14 protein-coding genes are annotated in these 14,847 nt (G+C 49.4%); 9 read left to right on the forward strand and 5 right to left on the reverse strand.

Features of this window, described 5'->3' with window-relative positions:
* The first annotated feature begins 4 nt into the window (after positions 1 to 4).
* The 5 genes from dctP (at position 5) to ACQY8X_RS01920 (ending at position 4,281) form a co-directional block, all read left to right on the forward strand.
* Positions 5 to 1,006: a TRAP transporter substrate-binding protein DctP gene (dctP, locus tag ACQY8X_RS01900; RefSeq protein WP_428033446.1), complete on the forward strand. Its 1,002-nt coding sequence runs from the start codon at positions 5 to 7 to the stop codon at positions 1,004 to 1,006.
* A 71-nt stretch (positions 1,007 to 1,077) separates the two neighbouring features.
* Complete coding sequence (locus tag ACQY8X_RS01905; RefSeq protein ID WP_428033447.1) at positions 1,078 to 2,208, forward strand: NAD(P)/FAD-dependent oxidoreductase; 1,131 nt, start codon at positions 1,078 to 1,080, stop codon at positions 2,206 to 2,208.
* Positions 2,186 to 2,506: a (2Fe-2S)-binding protein gene (locus ACQY8X_RS01910; protein ID WP_428033448.1), complete on the forward strand. Its 321-nt coding sequence runs from the start codon at positions 2,186 to 2,188 to the stop codon at positions 2,504 to 2,506. Before ACQY8X_RS01905 ends, ACQY8X_RS01910 begins: the two co-directional genes overlap by 23 nt.
* Positions 2,503 to 3,897 (forward strand): NAD(P)/FAD-dependent oxidoreductase, encoded by a 1,395-nt coding sequence (locus ACQY8X_RS01915; RefSeq protein ID WP_428033449.1) that lies wholly within the window; start codon positions 2,503 to 2,505, stop codon positions 3,895 to 3,897. The genes ACQY8X_RS01910 and ACQY8X_RS01915 overlap by 4 nt, the downstream gene beginning before the upstream one ends.
* A 33-nt stretch (positions 3,898 to 3,930) precedes the next feature.
* On the forward strand, positions 3,931 to 4,281 hold the full coding sequence (locus tag ACQY8X_RS01920) for a RidA family protein (RefSeq protein ID WP_428033450.1): 351 nt from the start codon (positions 3,931 to 3,933) through the stop codon (positions 4,279 to 4,281).
* 190 nt (positions 4,282 to 4,471) lie between these two features.
* Here the strand turns inward: ACQY8X_RS01920 and ACQY8X_RS01925 are convergent, their stop codons facing one another.
* A complete protein-coding gene (locus tag ACQY8X_RS01925) occupies positions 4,472 to 5,410 on the reverse strand; it encodes a LysR family transcriptional regulator (RefSeq protein WP_428033451.1) in 939 nt (312 codons plus the stop codon).
* 107 nt (positions 5,411 to 5,517) lie between these two features.
* On the opposite strand from ACQY8X_RS01925, the gene ACQY8X_RS01930 reads away from it, so the two are divergent.
* A complete protein-coding gene (locus ACQY8X_RS01930) occupies positions 5,518 to 6,528 on the forward strand; it encodes an NADP-dependent oxidoreductase (RefSeq protein ID WP_428033452.1) in 1,011 nt (336 codons plus the stop codon).
* Positions 6,529 to 6,634: 106 nt separating this feature from the next.
* A complete protein-coding gene (locus tag ACQY8X_RS01935) occupies positions 6,635 to 7,315 on the forward strand; it encodes a type 1 glutamine amidotransferase domain-containing protein (protein WP_428033453.1) in 681 nt (226 codons plus the stop codon).
* Positions 7,316 to 7,385: 70 nt separating this feature from the next.
* Here ACQY8X_RS01935 and ACQY8X_RS01940 read toward each other — a convergent pair whose 3' ends face one another.
* The 4 genes from ACQY8X_RS01940 to ACQY8X_RS01955 all read right to left on the reverse strand — a co-directional run bounded on the left by ACQY8X_RS01940 (position 7,386) and on the right by ACQY8X_RS01955 (position 12,014).
* On the reverse strand, positions 7,386 to 8,237 hold the full coding sequence (locus ACQY8X_RS01940; protein WP_428033454.1) for an ABC transporter permease: 852 nt from the start codon (positions 8,235 to 8,237) through the stop codon (positions 7,386 to 7,388).
* Positions 8,238 to 8,241: 4 nt separating this feature from the next.
* Entirely contained in the window at positions 8,242 to 9,513 is a 1,272-nt protein-coding gene (locus ACQY8X_RS01945; RefSeq protein ID WP_428033455.1) for an ABC transporter permease, read from the reverse strand.
* A gap of 178 nt (positions 9,514 to 9,691) precedes the next feature.
* On the reverse strand, positions 9,692 to 10,786 hold the full coding sequence (locus ACQY8X_RS01950) for an ABC transporter substrate-binding protein (protein WP_428033456.1): 1,095 nt from the start codon (positions 10,784 to 10,786) through the stop codon (positions 9,692 to 9,694).
* 127 nt (positions 10,787 to 10,913) lie between these two features.
* A complete protein-coding gene (locus ACQY8X_RS01955; RefSeq protein WP_428033457.1) occupies positions 10,914 to 12,014 on the reverse strand; it encodes an ABC transporter ATP-binding protein in 1,101 nt (366 codons plus the stop codon).
* Between the two features lie 728 nt (positions 12,015 to 12,742).
* Between ACQY8X_RS01955 and ACQY8X_RS01960 the strand changes: the two genes are divergently transcribed.
* Together ACQY8X_RS01960 and ACQY8X_RS01965 are read left to right on the forward strand one after the other, a co-directional pair.
* Positions 12,743 to 13,615, forward strand: a complete 873-nt coding sequence (locus ACQY8X_RS01960) for an HAD-IIB family hydrolase (protein WP_428033458.1) — start codon at positions 12,743 to 12,745, stop codon at positions 13,613 to 13,615.
* A gap of 4 nt (positions 13,616 to 13,619) precedes the next feature.
* Positions 13,620 to 14,846 carry a glycosyl transferase gene (locus tag ACQY8X_RS01965; protein ID WP_428033459.1) on the forward strand — a complete coding sequence of 409 codons (1,227 nt, stop codon included), beginning with the start codon at positions 13,620 to 13,622 and terminating at the stop codon, positions 14,844 to 14,846.
* Position 14,847 lies beyond the last annotated feature (1 nt).

Here is a 14,847-nt window from a genome sequence, read left to right on the forward strand (position 1 = left end):
AGTTATGTTTACTTCACTGTCTAAAAAGCTGGTTCTGGCGGCTTCTTTATCACTGGCTACACTTGGTGTAGCTGAAGCAGCTACGTTGAAACTATCCCATGTTCGCCCACAGGGTACCGCAATTGATAAAGATGCGGCTCAGTTTGCTGAAGCTGTTAAAGCGGCAACAGATGGAAAATTAAAAATTAAGTTGTATCCGGCAAATGCTCTGGGTGATTACACGGTGGTTCAGGAGCGAGTTGGTCTCGGGGCTGTGGATATGGCAGTTCAACCAATTGCTTCCAGTGTGGATAAGCGCTTCCAGATCGTGTCTCTGCCCTATATGGCCCAGGACTGGGCGGACGCACAAAAGAAATTCGGCCCCGGTTCTGTGATGCGAAATACGGTCTCTGATCTGTATAAACAGCAGGGCATCAAAGTGTTGGCGGCGTGGCCAGTCTATTTTGGCGGTGTTGCGTTAAATAAAGATGTTGAAGGTGCAGCAGACTCCAGTGTGATTAAATCGACGAAAGTTCGTGTACCTCCGATCAAGGTCTTTCAGCTTTTAGCGGATAATTTGGGATATATCGCTTCGCCACTGCCATTTTCTGAAGCTTTTACGGCGGTGCAGACTGGTGTTGTTGATGGAGTGATTGGGTCTGGTGCGGAAGGTTACTATGCCTCTTTCCGTGATGTGACTAAGTACTATGTGCCAATTAATACTCATTTTGAAGTCTGGTATTTGCTGATCAACGAAGAGCGCTTCAATGATCTTAAAGCTGATCAGCAGCAGGCTGTTGCTCAGGCTGCTCTGGAGTTTGAAAACCGTCGTTGGGAAACCGCAGAAAAAGATCAGGCTGCCAACGAACAGCGTCTGGTTGATGCTGGCGCAACGATCGTTAAGGTAACACCGGAACAGTTGGCTGCGACTGCTGCAAAGGTCAAGCAGAACGTATGGCCGGAAATTGTGAACGATATCGGTAAAGAGTGGGCAGACAAGATTCTGAAAGCCGCAATGGCTGAATAAAATAGCACCTTCGGCCAGGTGATCGCCTGGCCGTTTCTACTGATAAATCCCCTTTGTATTGGAGAAGGCATATGACGGAGAGTGTGCGGCTAAACCGTGGCAGCTCTGACGTAGCTGTCATTGGTGGTGGCCTGGTTGGGCTTTGTATTGCATTGGGTATTCAACGCCAGGGGCAGCAAGTCACTGTTTATGATGAAGGCGATATCGCTTTGCGTGCATCACGGGGCAATTTTGGATTGGTTTGGGTGCAGGGGAAAGGAGATAACCTTCCTGCCTATGCCCGGATTACCCGCCTTTCGGCTAAGCTCTGGGGTGGTTTGGCAGAAGATCTGACTCAACATACCGGCATTGATATTCAGCTGCAGCAACGGGGAGGCCTGTTTGTCTGTCTGAGTGAATCTGAATTGAACAGCAGGCAACAGATGTTGGAAAAGATGGCAGCGGAACATCCACAGGGCTACCCCTTCGATGTACTTGATCTGCAGCAGTTGCGGGAACTGATCCCGGAGATCGGACCGGAAGTGGCAGGCGCTACCTGGGGGCCTGAAGATGGTCATGTGAATCCGCTCTATCTATTGCGGGCTCTGGTTGCCCGGTTTGAATCACTGGGTGGCAAGCTGGTTAATGCAGGACAGGTCAGCAATATTATTCCAAAACAAAGTCAGTTTGTACTGCAGTCAGAACAGGGTGAGTTTAGTTGCAATAAAGTCGTGCTAACAGCGGGTTTAGGCAATAAGAGTCTGGGCCCGATGGTGGGTATCGACGCGCCGGTTTTTCCTAATCGTGGGCAGGTGCTGATCGCTGAAAGAGTTAAGCCTTTTTTAAATTATCCTACCGGCCATGTTCGCCAGACGGTTGAAGGGACGGTTCAGTGTGGTGATTCAAAAGAAGATGTTGGCTTCGATACCGGTACCACAACAGATGTACTGGCACAGATCGCTCACCGTGCAACAACGATGTTTCCCCTGTTGAAAGATGTGAACCTTATCCGCTCCTGGGGTGCTTTGCGCATCATGACGCCGGATGGCAATCCTGTCTATCAGCAGTCCGAACAATACCCCGGTGCATATCTTGTTACCTGTCATAGTGGTGTCACTCTGGCGGCTGCGCATGCGGGGCCTATTGCTGACTGGATTGCAACGGGGATTGCCGATCCCGCTATCGATTTGGAGAAGTTTCATGGCAGCAGATTTCAGCTTTAACCGTTTACCCTGCCATGAAAGAGCAGAGGTAGAGATCACGGTAGAGGGACAAAAAATATTCGCTCTGGAAGGTGAGACCGTCGCCGCTGCAGTGATGCATGCCGGCCTCAGGCCAACCCGCACAACGCCGGTTAGCGGTTCGGGTCGGGCGCCTTACTGCATGATGGGAGTCTGCTTTGAATGTCTGATGAATATTGACGGAAAACCTAACACACAAGCCTGTATGACCGAGGTGCGTGAAGGGATGGTCATCACTGTTCAGACAGGGGCTCGAGAAGTTAGCGGAGGCGATGTATGACGGGTTTACAGCAATTTGATCTGGTGATTATTGGGGCCGGACCTGCGGGTATGGCAGCTGCCAGGGAGGCTGGTGAAGCAGGTCTCAATACTCTTATTCTGGATGAACAGCCGCGTGCAGGCGGGCAAATTTACAGAAATATTGGTCGACCTGTGCTGCAGGATCGCTCGATCCTGGGGGCTGACTATTATGCGGGTGAAACGTTATTAGCGGGATTGACTCACGCTTTGGTAACGCATATCACGAATGCAACGGTATGGGATGTGACCACTGATAATACTCTGTGCTTCTCAGTCAAGGGGGCTAGTCGTCAGGTTGGATTTAAAAAGCTTCTGCTGGCAACCGGCGCGCAGGAGCGTCCGGTGCCATTTCCCGGCTGGACACTACCTGGTGTGATGACCTGTGGCGCTGCTCAGATCTTGTTGAAATCATCGGGGCTCACGCCTACAGGGCCGTTAGTGATAGCAGGCAGCGGTCCGTTGCTGCTGTTGATTGCTTGCCAGCTAATCAGAGCCGGTGTCTGCATCGAAGCAATCGTCGATACAACCCCGACCAGTAACTATCGACGGGCATTGAAGGAGATCTACGGTGCAATTAAAGGCTGGCGCTATCTGCTTAAAGGGGCACGGATGCTCAACGAGATCCGCCGCAGTGGAGTCAGATATTATAAAAGCGCAACAGCGCTAACAGCTGAATCGGGCAGTGACGGTAACCTGGCTTCGGTCAGCTTTCACAAGGGGAGTATTCAGCATCAATTTGAGTGCCATAGTTTGCTGGTACATCAGGGCGTTATTCCCAATACTCAGCTGGGCAGAGCGCTTGGATTAGAACATCAGTGGGATGAGGTACAGCAATGCTGGAAACCGACATTATCTGAAAACGGTTGCAGCAGTCATCCGGATATCTTTATTGCCGGGGACTCTGGTGGTATTGGCGGGGCCATCGTTGCAGAGATTCAGGGGCGGATTGTCGCTAAGGAGATCGCGTATCAGTTAAATCAAGAAGGGGCAGATGTTATCGGCATCGATCAGTTACGCAAGACGCTGGACGACCAGCTTGCGATTCGTCCTTTTCTGGATCACCTATACCGACCTCTGGATATGTTCCTCAGACCGCAGGGAGAAACTATCGTTTGCCGCTGTGAGGAGGTGACGGCTGCAGAAATTAGAGGGCTTACTCAACACGGCTGTGTCGGCCCGAACCAGACCAAAGCATTTTGTCGTTCCGGTATGGGTCCATGTCAGGGTCGCCAGTGTGGAGCAACCGTTACAGCTTTGCTGGCAGATGAACTGGGTAAGAGCCCGGCAGAAGTTGGTTATTACCACATCCGTTTTCCCATAAAACCGGTGACATTAGGTGAGTTAGCTGGACTTAGTCAGAGTGACGCCTAATACGCATAAAATTTAATAATTGAGACATAAATCATGACAATTGAACGCCACGAGACAGCGGCTCGGATGAGTAAGATAGTGATTCATAATCACACCGCGTATCTCTGCGGACAGGTCGCTGAAGACCGTAGTGCAAATATTTCGCAACAGACCCGGACCATGCTGGATAAGGTATCTGATCTATTGTTTTCGGTGGGCAGTAGTCCGGAAAAGATTCTTTCAGCGACGATCTATCTTAAGGATATGGCACTGTTCGCAGAGATGAATGCGGTTTGGGATAGCTGGGTTCCTGAGGGTCATGCACCCGCCAGGGCCTGTGTTGAGGCGGCTATGGCAAGCCCTGAGTTGCTGGTGGAGATCTCAGTAATAGCGGCTACAGATTGATGAGTCAGACTATCTGTACCGGTATTAATATGACTGTTTGATCCAGGATGGAGGATCTGCAGAGCGTTACCCTTTGCAGTTTTCCTCTCTACTTTTTTAACGATTATGGAAAATCATTAAACTTCAATAGGCTAGTAGTCGATATGTGAAAGACATGCGAATAACCGGCCTGATATTGACTCAGGTTTAATTAAATTCTGAATCCCACATTCAGCTCCTCGAGCGTTTTGGTCAGCTCTTCAAATACCAGTTGCCGCAACCAGATATGGCCAGGATCCTTCATATGCCGTTCATGCCAGATGATGGAATAGGTGAAGCCTTTCTGTTCCATGGGAAAGGGCAACATTTTCAATTTGTACTGTTCAGCAAAACTGACCGCTAAGCCGTAGGGGACTGTCAGAATCAGATCGGTTTGTGAAATCATCGCCAGCGCGGCGACAAAATGCGGTACCCTTAATGCGATACGCCGGCTCAGCCCCCGTTCTTCTAACAGGTAGTCGATAGCGCCTTTGCGGGCACCGCCCATGGTGATCAGCGCGTGGGGGTAGGTGGCATAGCTTTCCAGACTCAATCCCCGTTCTATCAGCGGGTGATCCTCTCTGACGACACAGATAAACCGGTCAAAGCCCACTCCGCGACCATGGATAGCTGCCGGAGCATCCTCGACGGCACAGATCGACAGATCGATATCCTCATGATCCAGTTGTTGCACCAAATTTTCATGCCAGGGGACAATCTCCAGATTGACACCTGGTGCTTCAGCACGTATCCGCTTCAGAACCGGAGGCAGTAATACCTGGGTACCGTAATCAGTTGTCGCCAGCCTGAAGTTTTGTGTTGCCGTTGCCGGATTGAAGGTGGCAGGGGAGATTAGCTGACTCAGATCCTGTAGCGATTGATGCAACTGCAGTGCCAGCGCTTCAGCGCGGGGAGTGGGTGCTAATCCTTTAGGGGTGCGGGTAAACAGGGGGTCATTAAAGAGCTCTCTGAGACGTGTCAGGTTGCGACTGATGGCCGGTTGCGTCAGGTTCAGTCTGCCTGCCGCCCGGGTGACGCTACGCTCTTCAAGTAACACCTGAAAAACCGGTAGCAGATTGAGGTCGGCCGAGGAGAGATGGCTGATATTCATAATATAATTTTTAATTATGTTGATTATGTATGGTATGCATTGGATGCATGTTATTTGGGAGAATAGACTACTCATCATTCTCAGACAACGAAAATTTAAGGTGTTGAATGTATATTGAATCAAGTCGCGAAATTCATCTGGCAAATCGCCCGCAGGGCATGCCGGTTAAGGCAGATTTTAATCTGGTGAGCAAGCCTGTTCCGGTGTTGGAAGAGGGGCAGGTGTTGATTAAAAATCTGTGGCTCTCGGTTGACCCTTATATGCGTGGCCGGATGATAGAGCGTGCCAGTTATGTTGAGCCATTTGCCCTGAATACGGTGCTCAGTGGCGGGGCGGTGGGTGAAGTAGTTGAATCTCGTCATCCTCAATTCCCGGTGGGGAGTAAAGTTTCCAGCATGAATGGCTGGCGCGAATACTTTACCTCAGAGGGTAACGATCTGCAGTTACTACCGAAAACAGAGATTGCTGATCAGGCCTTTCTCAGTGTCCTGGGCATGACCGGTATGACCGCTTATACCGGCCTGCTTAAAATTGCTGAACTTAAAGAGGGTGACCGGGTGTTCGTGTCTGCCGCATCCGGCGCCGTTGGGGCGATAGTCTGTCAGATCGCAAAACTCAAAGGCTGCTATGTGGCGGGCAGTGTTGGGTCAGATGAGAAAGCCCGTTATCTGCTGGATGAGCTGGGGGTTGATGCGGTGGTTAATTACAAAACCTCAAAGGATCTGCAAACCAGTATTGCGGAGGCATGCCCTGAAGGGATTGATGTGTATTTTGAAAACGTGGGTGGTGATCACCTCGAAGCTGTACTAAACCTGATGAACGATCATGGCCGCATCGCTGTGTGCGGCATGATCGGGCAATACAATGCCACATCGCCGCAGCCGGGGCCGGCTAATCTGGCGCAGATTGTTATTAAAAAGCTGAAAATACAGGGTTTTATCGTCTTTGAACACTGGGATGGCTATGCCGAATTTACTGCACAGATGATGCAGTGGATTGCCGCAGGAAAAATTAGCTGGAAAGAGACCGTTCACAACGGCATTGAACAGACCCCTGATGCCTTTATCGGGCTGTTTAACGGACAAAATCTGGGCAAGATGCTGGTTAAACTTGCCTGATGAGTCACCCATTTTCAGAGCTGGAGGAGGGCGATCAGTTTTTTGAGAAACTGTTCAGGTGATCTCCCTTCGCCAGATCCATTAAGAAAATTATTAGGAAATTAAAATGAATATTTTGTTTGTACTGACCTCCCACGATGCACTGGGTGATACCGGCGAGAAAACCGGATTCTGGATTGAGGAGTTTGCCGCACCTTACTATGTGTTTGCCGATGCCGGAGCGAATATCACTTTAGCATCGCCCGCCGGTGGACAGCCGCCGATCGATCCGAAAAGCGCTCTGGAGGATTTTCAAACCGATGACACCCGTCGTTTCGATCAGGATGCAGCGTTGCAACAAAAACTGGCCAGCACATTAAAACTGGATGAGGTATCTGCAGATCAGTTTGATGCGATTTTCTATCCGGGTGGACACGGGCCGATGTGGGATCTGACCAATGATCCGAAATCCATTGAGCTGATTGAAGCCTTTTCTCACCAGGATAAAGTGGTATCGGCGGTATGTCATGCGCCGAGTGTATTAATCAATGCGAAAAATGCTCAGGGAGAGCCACTGGTTAAAAACCGCAATGTGACTGGTTTTACTAATACAGAAGAGGCGGCAGTGGGCCTGACTGACGTCGTTCCCTTCCTGTTGGAAGATGAGCTGAAAAAGCGGGGTGGTTTATACAGTCAGGGGTCCGACTGGGCGCCCTATCTGGTTGAGGATGGCCTGTTGATTACCGGCCAAAACCCGGCATCGTCATCGTTGGTAGCCCAGGCTGTGCTGGCTCGGTTGAGTCAGTAGATAACTTTAGTGTCGTTGTAAATTAAAACCGGGAGCGTTTGCTCCCGGTTTTGTTTAATGCTGTTGGGTTTCAGTGTGGGCTAATACCCCGGATGGTTTCAGATCTGCGGCGCAGATATTCCACCGTACTCAGTAACAGTATCGACATACATACCAGCAGGGTTGCTACCGCGAGAATCGTTGGACTGATCTGCTCACGAATACCCGCCCACATCTGCATTGGCACAGTACGTTGCTCGGCACCAGCAATAAAGATAGCAACGACCACCTCATCGACCGATGTCATCAGGGCGAACAGACCGCCGGAAATAACGCCGGTTAAAATCAAGGGCACAGTGATTTTGAAAAAAGCATAGGTCGGAGTGGCACCAAGGCTGGCGGCTGCCCTGACTAAGTTGTAGTCAAAACCACTGAGGGTCGCGGTTACAGTGATAACCACGAACGGAGTGCCCAGCGCAGTGTGTGCCAGAATCAACCCCAGATAGCTCTGCGATATTCCCATTGAGGAATAGAAGAAGAACATGCCCGCTGCAGAGATGATCAGCGGAACAATCATTGGGGAGATCAGAAATCCCATAATCATGCCTTTGAACGGCAGCTCTGAGCGGCTCAGGCCGAGTGCAGCAAGGGTGCCGAGTATCATCGACAGAATGGTTGAACAAACCGCCACAATAAAGGTGTTCTGGATCGCGTTCATCCAGCGCTCACTTTCAAAAAACGCCTGATACCAGCGCAGTGAATAAGCATCCGGGTCAAATTCCAGCATGCCCTGAGTAAAACTGAAATAGGGTTCAACATTGAAAGACAATGGAATAATAATGAGCAGGGGTGATATCAGGAAGATAAATACCATGCCGCAAAAAGCACGAAACGCATAGTACCAGAATGTTTCCAAAGGGCCTGCATAAGATGGAAGCGCCATAGTTTTACCTCAAACTCATCTGATTGTTACTGCCCAGCAGGCGGCTGTAAAGGGCGTAGATACCCAACACAAGTGCCAGAAGGATAACGCCTAATGCAGCAGCAAGGCCCCAGTTAAGCGAGCTCTGCATATGATAGGCAATCATATTGCCGATGAACTGACCGGTCTGACCACCCACCAGCGCGGGGGTAATGTAATAACCGATGGCCAGAATAAAGACCAGAATGGCACCGGCAGAGATTCCCGGTACGGACTGTGGCAGATAAACCTTAACGAAGGCGGTGAATGGTGTAGCGCCCAAAGAGCGTGCTGCACGCATGTAGCTAGGGGGTATGGTTTTCATGACCGAGTAGAGCGGTAGAATCATAAACGGTAACAGTATGTGGGTCATGGTGATGACCGTACCTGTGGCGTTATAGATCATGCTCAGGCGGTTATCATCGCTGACCAGGCCGAACCACACCAGGATGTCATTGATCACCCCCTGACCCTGTAGCAGCGCTATCCAGGATGAGGTGCGAACCAGCAGAGATGTCCAGAAAGGCAGTAGCACCAGAATCATCAGCGTGTTGGCGATACCCATTGGCAGAGAGGCCAGCAGATAGGAAACCGGATATCCGAGTAACAGAGTTAATCCGGTGATCAACAGAGACATCCATACGGTGCGCCAGAGCATCTGCAGATAGACCCGTTGTTGTTCCGGGAGCATTCTTATTTCACCGGCAGGGGTCGTTTCCATGTCAAATGCAGCGATGTAATAGGATGCGGTATAGGGTTTTGATTCGCGTTTGATGACGCGCCAGTTATCGATATCGCCCCAGCCTTTATTAATTTTAATCAGTTGTTCTTTGAAAGGAGGCTTAAGTCTGCCAGCTTTACGTGCGGTACCGGTTAACAGGCTGCGCATCTGGCTTTTTTCATAATTAAGTCGGGTGGCTGCTTTACCAATGGTATGGTTTTCACGGCCTATTTTCAGATCGGTTACCAGCGCCGCATAGGTTGCTTCGTCTGGCAGTTCGTTACTATCCGCATCCCAGTTAGATAAGGCTGCAGTAGTATTCGGCATATACTCAGATACTTGCGGGTTATCAATAGAGCGGAACAACATCGTTGCGATTGGCGAAACAAAGGTGACCAGAATAAAGATAAGCAGTGGCGCTACCAGAAGCACTGCCCGGATTTTTTTGCGGCGCAGTGAGCGGTGCATATCGGCGGTTAAGCGTTTCTGCTCGTCCGGGGTTAATTGGCCTTTGGCCTCGACAGTATTTGCCATCATGAGGAATACAAACCCTTTTCTGAAGATGAATAAAATGGCGTTAGCCCACGATGGTGACGCCAGAGGAATGAGCCATCATTCAAACTCAAACCCTAATCCGGTTCTGTCGCGGATAACCCGGAACAGAACCAGTCATATTTCTTATAAAATGGGGGGCTAGTGAGCCCCCCTTTATATTTTATTGTACCAGCCAGGCGTTAAAGCGCTGACGCAGCTCATCACCGTTATCAGCCCAGAACTCCGCATTCTTCTTAATTGGAGTTTTGAAGTTTTCCGGATTAGTTGGCATGTGAGGTGCCATCTCTACACCAGTTTCCAGGTGAGTGGATACCAATGGTGCGGAAGACTTACGTGCAGGACCATAGGAGATATACTTGGTCTGATCTGCCAGACGCTGGGTGTCAGTGGCGAAGCGCAGGTAATCCATCGCCTCTTTCTTATGTGGTGCACCTTTAGGGATGATATAACCATCCAGTTCGTAAACCTGACCGTCCCAGATAATGGTAAACGGCTGGTTTTCTACAACCTGTGCGTTAAAGATACGGCCGTTGTAAGCAGAGGCAATGGCAACTTCACCATCAGCCAGCAGTTGAGGTGGCTGAGCACCGGCATCCCACCAGATGATAGAATCTTTAATTGTATCCAGTTTCGCAAATGCACGATCTACACCCTCAGGGGTTCCCAGTACTTCATACACTTTGTCATAGGGTACGCCGTCAGCGGCCAGAGCCCACTCAAGGTTAGCGTCGGGTTTCTTCTCCAGCGCACGTTTGCCTGGGAATTTCTTAAGATCAAAGACATCAGCAATGGTGCTGGGTTTTTCGCCTGGGAAGGCGTTGTTGTTATAAGAGAACAGGGTGGCATAAACGATGGTTGGAACGTAGCAGCCGGACAGTGAACCCTCAACAAAATCTTCCATTACTGGCGTACCGTCAGCACCTGGGTTCAGATCTTTCTCATAGTCAAGTTGCTGAGCAATACCTTCGTCACACGCCAGAATAGCGTCACCTTCCAGAATATCGAGAACATCCCAGGTTACGTTGCCCGCTTCAACCTGTGCCCGCAGACCTGCCAGACCATTACCTGACTTATCTTCGTCAACAATTTCGATACCGGTTTTAGCGGTGAACGGATTGCTGTAGGCCTCACGCTGAGATTTAGTATAGGCTCCACCCCAGGATACAACGGTCAGTGGTTCCGCTGCTATAGCAGAGCCCATGCAGACCGCAGCACCCAGTGCCAGGACAGATGATAGTTTGGAAAATTTCTTCATTTGATCTTTCCTCTCGGGCTTGATGTCATGACGCCTTCCTCTTGAAGGCGCTGTTTATAAGTCCATCACGCAGTGATTAGACGTTATTATTTTTTTTCTAACTTATAATAGTCTGGGCCAGATCACATCAGATCGGATCAAGAGCCCGGCAATCCTTAGAGGACCAGCCTATTGCAGCGGTTCCTCCCACCTGTAGTCCCTTGTTATCGGTTGAGTTAGGCACCTTGACAATAAACTCATTATGGCCACAGACATTCATGCGTACCCGTTTGTGATCGCCAAGGTAGATAACTTCTTCAACTTTACCCGTGAAAACGTTGTCGCACTGTCCCTCTACCGGATCGAGAAAAACCCGTTCAGGCCGCAGCGACAGCGTACTTTCTTTACCAATATCATCGGTATTGATATCCAGTGCGGTAACCAGCTCACCTGTAGGCAGACGTACTGTGCAGATACCGTCCTGGGTCGACTGTAATGTGCCGGATAGTTTATTGTTTTCGCCAATAAACTGAGCGACAAACGAATTGGTGGGTTTTTCGTAGAGTTCAGTAGGCGGGGCCAGCTGTTGAATAATACCGTCATTGAACACCGCAATACGGTTAGACATTGTCAGTGCTTCTGACTGGTCATGGGTAACATACACCACGGTAACGCCCAGCCGTTCATGAATATGTTTAATCTCATATTGCATCTGTTCACGCAGGTTTTTATCCAGCGCGCCCAGCGGCTCATCCATCAGAATCAGATCGGGTTCGAACACCAGTGCCCGGGCTACGGCAACCCGCTGTTGCTGTCCGCCGGACAGCTGTGCCGGGCGACGGTCACCGAAACTGCCGAGTTCGACCATATCGAGAGCACGTTTAACCCGGGTTTCTATCTCTGATTTACCCATGTTTCTGACTTTGAGAGGGAATGCCAGGTTCTCGGCAACGGTCATATGGGGAAACAGGGCGTAGTTTTGGAATACCATACCTATGCCGCGCTTATGGGGGGCGACATTGTTGATTGATCGGCCATCGAGATAAATCTCGCCGTGGGTTGCGGTTTCAAACCCCGCCAGCATCATCAGAGAGGTAGTTTTACCTGAGCCGGATGGCCCAAGCATCGTAAGAAATTCACCACGAGGAACGTCAATATTCAGATCTTTTACGACGAGAACTTTGCCATCATAACTTTTCTGAACACCCTCGAATCGTACAAAAGCCTCACTGGAAGCTGAATTTTCCATTTGTTCTTATGCCTCGCTACAATTTATTTTTTTGTTGTCTGCAAATTTTAAAATTTGTAGTCGGATACCGTCTCAGTTCTGTTTATACACTACGATATTACGAAGTGTCTGTGCAAACATAACCTTTAAAAACCTATAATTAAGTCTAAATGTTCTGCTTTGGTGTTCAAAAAATACAAAATAAACTACAAATTTTGACCGTTTGCGACATTCGACTATTCGAATTCTGTTGGTGTACGGCAAATAAACATCGAACAGTCGGTGCCTTAGTTTGGTGCGTGGATCGATAAGATCAGCCCTTTTTTCGTCTTCATAATATGTTTTTTTTTAAGGCTGCCCCATTCTGGATGCTAACGCTTAACTATCCGTCTCCGTTGCTGCCCAAGCAGTGAGTCTGGTTGTCTGTCGTATCATCCTACTGCTATTTCTTCAGCATAACAGTGCCATAGCGTTAGCGCGACCTGGCGGATTTATCCGGTTGCTGCTTAAGCGTCAGTGCTGCCAGTGAATTGCAGAAAAAAGGACTTTCGCCTCTACCTGTAACTCATAAAGCATAGATTATGCTTGGCTAATTGCACCTTAATTTTGTGGTTTTTCCGGATTCGGTATGTTTCCTGCTTTACCTTGTATATGGCGGGAGGTATTTGGCGATATCGAGGTTCAGTGCTTCTATTTGGTGCATTTTTATATATTTGCCGATGGAGCGCACAATTATAAGAGAGGGGACGATGACGCAACAGGTTCTGATTTTTACCGACCTTGATGGTTCGCTGTTGGATCACTTCAGTTATAGCTTTCACGAGGCCGAACCTTTATTGGCGCTATTGAGTGAACTGGCGGTTCCAGTGATCCCTGTGACAAGTAAAACCAGAGCTGAGTTAGCGGCTTTGCGCATAGCCTTAAATAACCCTCATCCCTTTATCGTTGAAAACGGAGCGGCTGTTTTTATCCCGGATAATTACTTTATTAACCCTCCTGCTGGCAGCTTCCGGGTTGATGATTACTACTGCTATCAATTTTCTAAACCGCGTGAGCATTGGGTAGCACAGCTGGCTGACTTGCAGCCAGAGTTTGGCGAAGAGTTTGAAACCTTTACCTCCATGGGAGTGACGGGAATTAAAGCGTCAACAGGGCTTTCTGAGCTTGCCGCGCAAATGGCTAATCAGCGTGAATTCAGTGAACCTGTGAGATGGCTCGGTACGGATGAGCGTAAACAGCAGTTCGTTGCGGTGTTGAGACAGCAGGGTGCAACGGTACTTCAGGGCGGGCGTTTTCTCCATATAACCGGGGCTTGCAATAAGGGGAAGGCGTTGCAATGGCTAAACCAGCAATATGCTGATTCGGCCCCGGGCAGTACATTTTTAACCATCGCCGCCGGGGATAGTTTTAACGATGTGGATATGCTTCAGGTTGCGGATTGTGCCGTGGTGATCCGTTCGCCGGTGCATGAACCGCCGCAACTTGTTCATTCTAACCTCTATCTCTCAAGTCAGACAGGCCCTGCAGGTTGGGTCGAGGGCATCAGCCAGTGTCTGGGTGCAACTGACAAGCCTGCAGAGATGAGTTTAACCGAGTTTCTTCGCAACAAGTTAAGGAGTTGAAGTTATGGGTGATTTTCACCAGAACGGCATTATCACTACCCTGCACAACCTGTCGCAAAGACCGATTGATGAGGTAGAAGCGGAGCTGACCCGTTTTGGCAAAAAGCGTCCATTGGCGCTGATTCTGCCTTCACTTTTTTCTGAGCTGGAAGGTCCTGCGCTTGGTCATATTATCGATGAGATCAGTAAAGTCCCTTATCTGTCGGAGATCGTTATCGGGCTGGATCGGGCGAATGAAGAACAGTTTCGCTTCGCACGAACATTTTTCAGCAGGCTACCCCAGCATCACCGGATTCTGTGGAATGATGGCCCGCGGCTGAGGGCTCTTGATGCTGAGCTACAAGCGTTGAAACTGGCTCCTAAAGAGGCGGGAAAAGGGCGTAATGTCTGGTACTGCATGGGCTATATTCTGGCATCCGGCCGCGCTGAATCAGTCGCGCTGCATGACTGTGATGTAGTCACCTACAGTCGAAATATGTTAGCTAAACTAATTTACCCCGTGGCGAATCCACAGTTCAATTATGAGTTTTGCAAAGGATTTTATGCCCGGGTTGCCGATGGCAAGATCAATGGACGTGTGAGTCGTTTACTGGTGACCCCGCTACTGCGAGCGTTGAAAAAGGTATTTGGTGAGATCGAATACCTGCAGTTTCTGGACAGTTTTCGTTATCCATTAGCGGGCGAGTTCTCTTTCCGTCGAGACGTGCTCAGTGATATTCGTATACCCAGCGACTGGGGCCTGGAGATCGGGGTGCTGTCTGAAATGCACCGCAATTATGCCAACAACCGCTTGTGTCAGGTTGATATTGCTGACCAGTATGATCATAAGCATCAGGATCTGTCGCTGGACGATAAAAATGCCGGTTTATCGAAGATGTCGATCGATATCACTAAATCCCTGTTCCGCAAGTTGGCCACACAGGGGCATACCTTTAATACTGAAACCTTTCGCTCCGTTAAGGCTACCTATTTTCGTATCGCCCTGGATTTTGTTGAAACCTATCATAACGATGCGGTGATGAACGGGTTGCAATTGGATATTCATGAAGAGGAGATGGCGGTTGAGATGTTCTCGCGAAATATTATTACCGCTGGCGAGCAGTTTCTCAGTAACCCGATGGAGACCCCCTTTATTCCCAGCTGGAGCCGTGTTTCCAGTGCGATGCCCGATGTCTTTGATCGTTTGATCGAAGCGGTTGAGTTAGACCATCAGGAGTTTATGGCGGAATAGT

The organism is Amphritea sp., from assembly GCF_050300915.1.
Classification (GTDB): Bacteria; Pseudomonadota; Gammaproteobacteria; order Pseudomonadales; family Balneatricaceae; genus Amphritea.

Coding starts and splice junctions, on each gene's coding strand:
- ACQY8X_RS01945 (WP_428033455.1), bottom strand. CDS start 9,513: ATGATGGCAAATACTGTCGAGGCCAAAGGCCAATTAACCCCGGACGAG.
- ACQY8X_RS01905 (WP_428033447.1), top strand. CDS start 1,078: ATGACGGAGAGTGTGCGGCTAAACCGTGGCAGCTCTGACGTAGCTGTC.
- ACQY8X_RS01925 (WP_428033451.1), bottom strand. CDS start 5,410: ATGAATATCAGCCATCTCTCCTCGGCCGACCTCAATCTGCTACCGGTT.
- ACQY8X_RS01955 (WP_428033457.1), bottom strand. CDS start 12,014: ATGGAAAATTCAGCTTCCAGTGAGGCTTTTGTACGATTCGAGGGTGTT.
- ACQY8X_RS01935 (WP_428033453.1), top strand. CDS start 6,635: ATGAATATTTTGTTTGTACTGACCTCCCACGATGCACTGGGTGATACC.
- ACQY8X_RS01920 (WP_428033450.1), top strand. CDS start 3,931: ATGACAATTGAACGCCACGAGACAGCGGCTCGGATGAGTAAGATAGTG.
- dctP (WP_428033446.1), top strand. CDS start 5: ATGTTTACTTCACTGTCTAAAAAGCTGGTTCTGGCGGCTTCTTTATCA.
- ACQY8X_RS01940 (WP_428033454.1), bottom strand. CDS start 8,237: ATGGCGCTTCCATCTTATGCAGGCCCTTTGGAAACATTCTGGTACTAT.
- ACQY8X_RS01950 (WP_428033456.1), bottom strand. CDS start 10,786: ATGAAGAAATTTTCCAAACTATCATCTGTCCTGGCACTGGGTGCTGCG.
- ACQY8X_RS01960 (WP_428033458.1), top strand. CDS start 12,743: ATGACGCAACAGGTTCTGATTTTTACCGACCTTGATGGTTCGCTGTTG.
- ACQY8X_RS01930 (WP_428033452.1), top strand. CDS start 5,518: ATGTATATTGAATCAAGTCGCGAAATTCATCTGGCAAATCGCCCGCAG.
- ACQY8X_RS01915 (WP_428033449.1), top strand. CDS start 2,503: ATGACGGGTTTACAGCAATTTGATCTGGTGATTATTGGGGCCGGACCT.
- ACQY8X_RS01965 (WP_428033459.1), top strand. CDS start 13,620: ATGGGTGATTTTCACCAGAACGGCATTATCACTACCCTGCACAACCTG.
- ACQY8X_RS01910 (WP_428033448.1), top strand. CDS start 2,186: ATGGCAGCAGATTTCAGCTTTAACCGTTTACCCTGCCATGAAAGAGCA.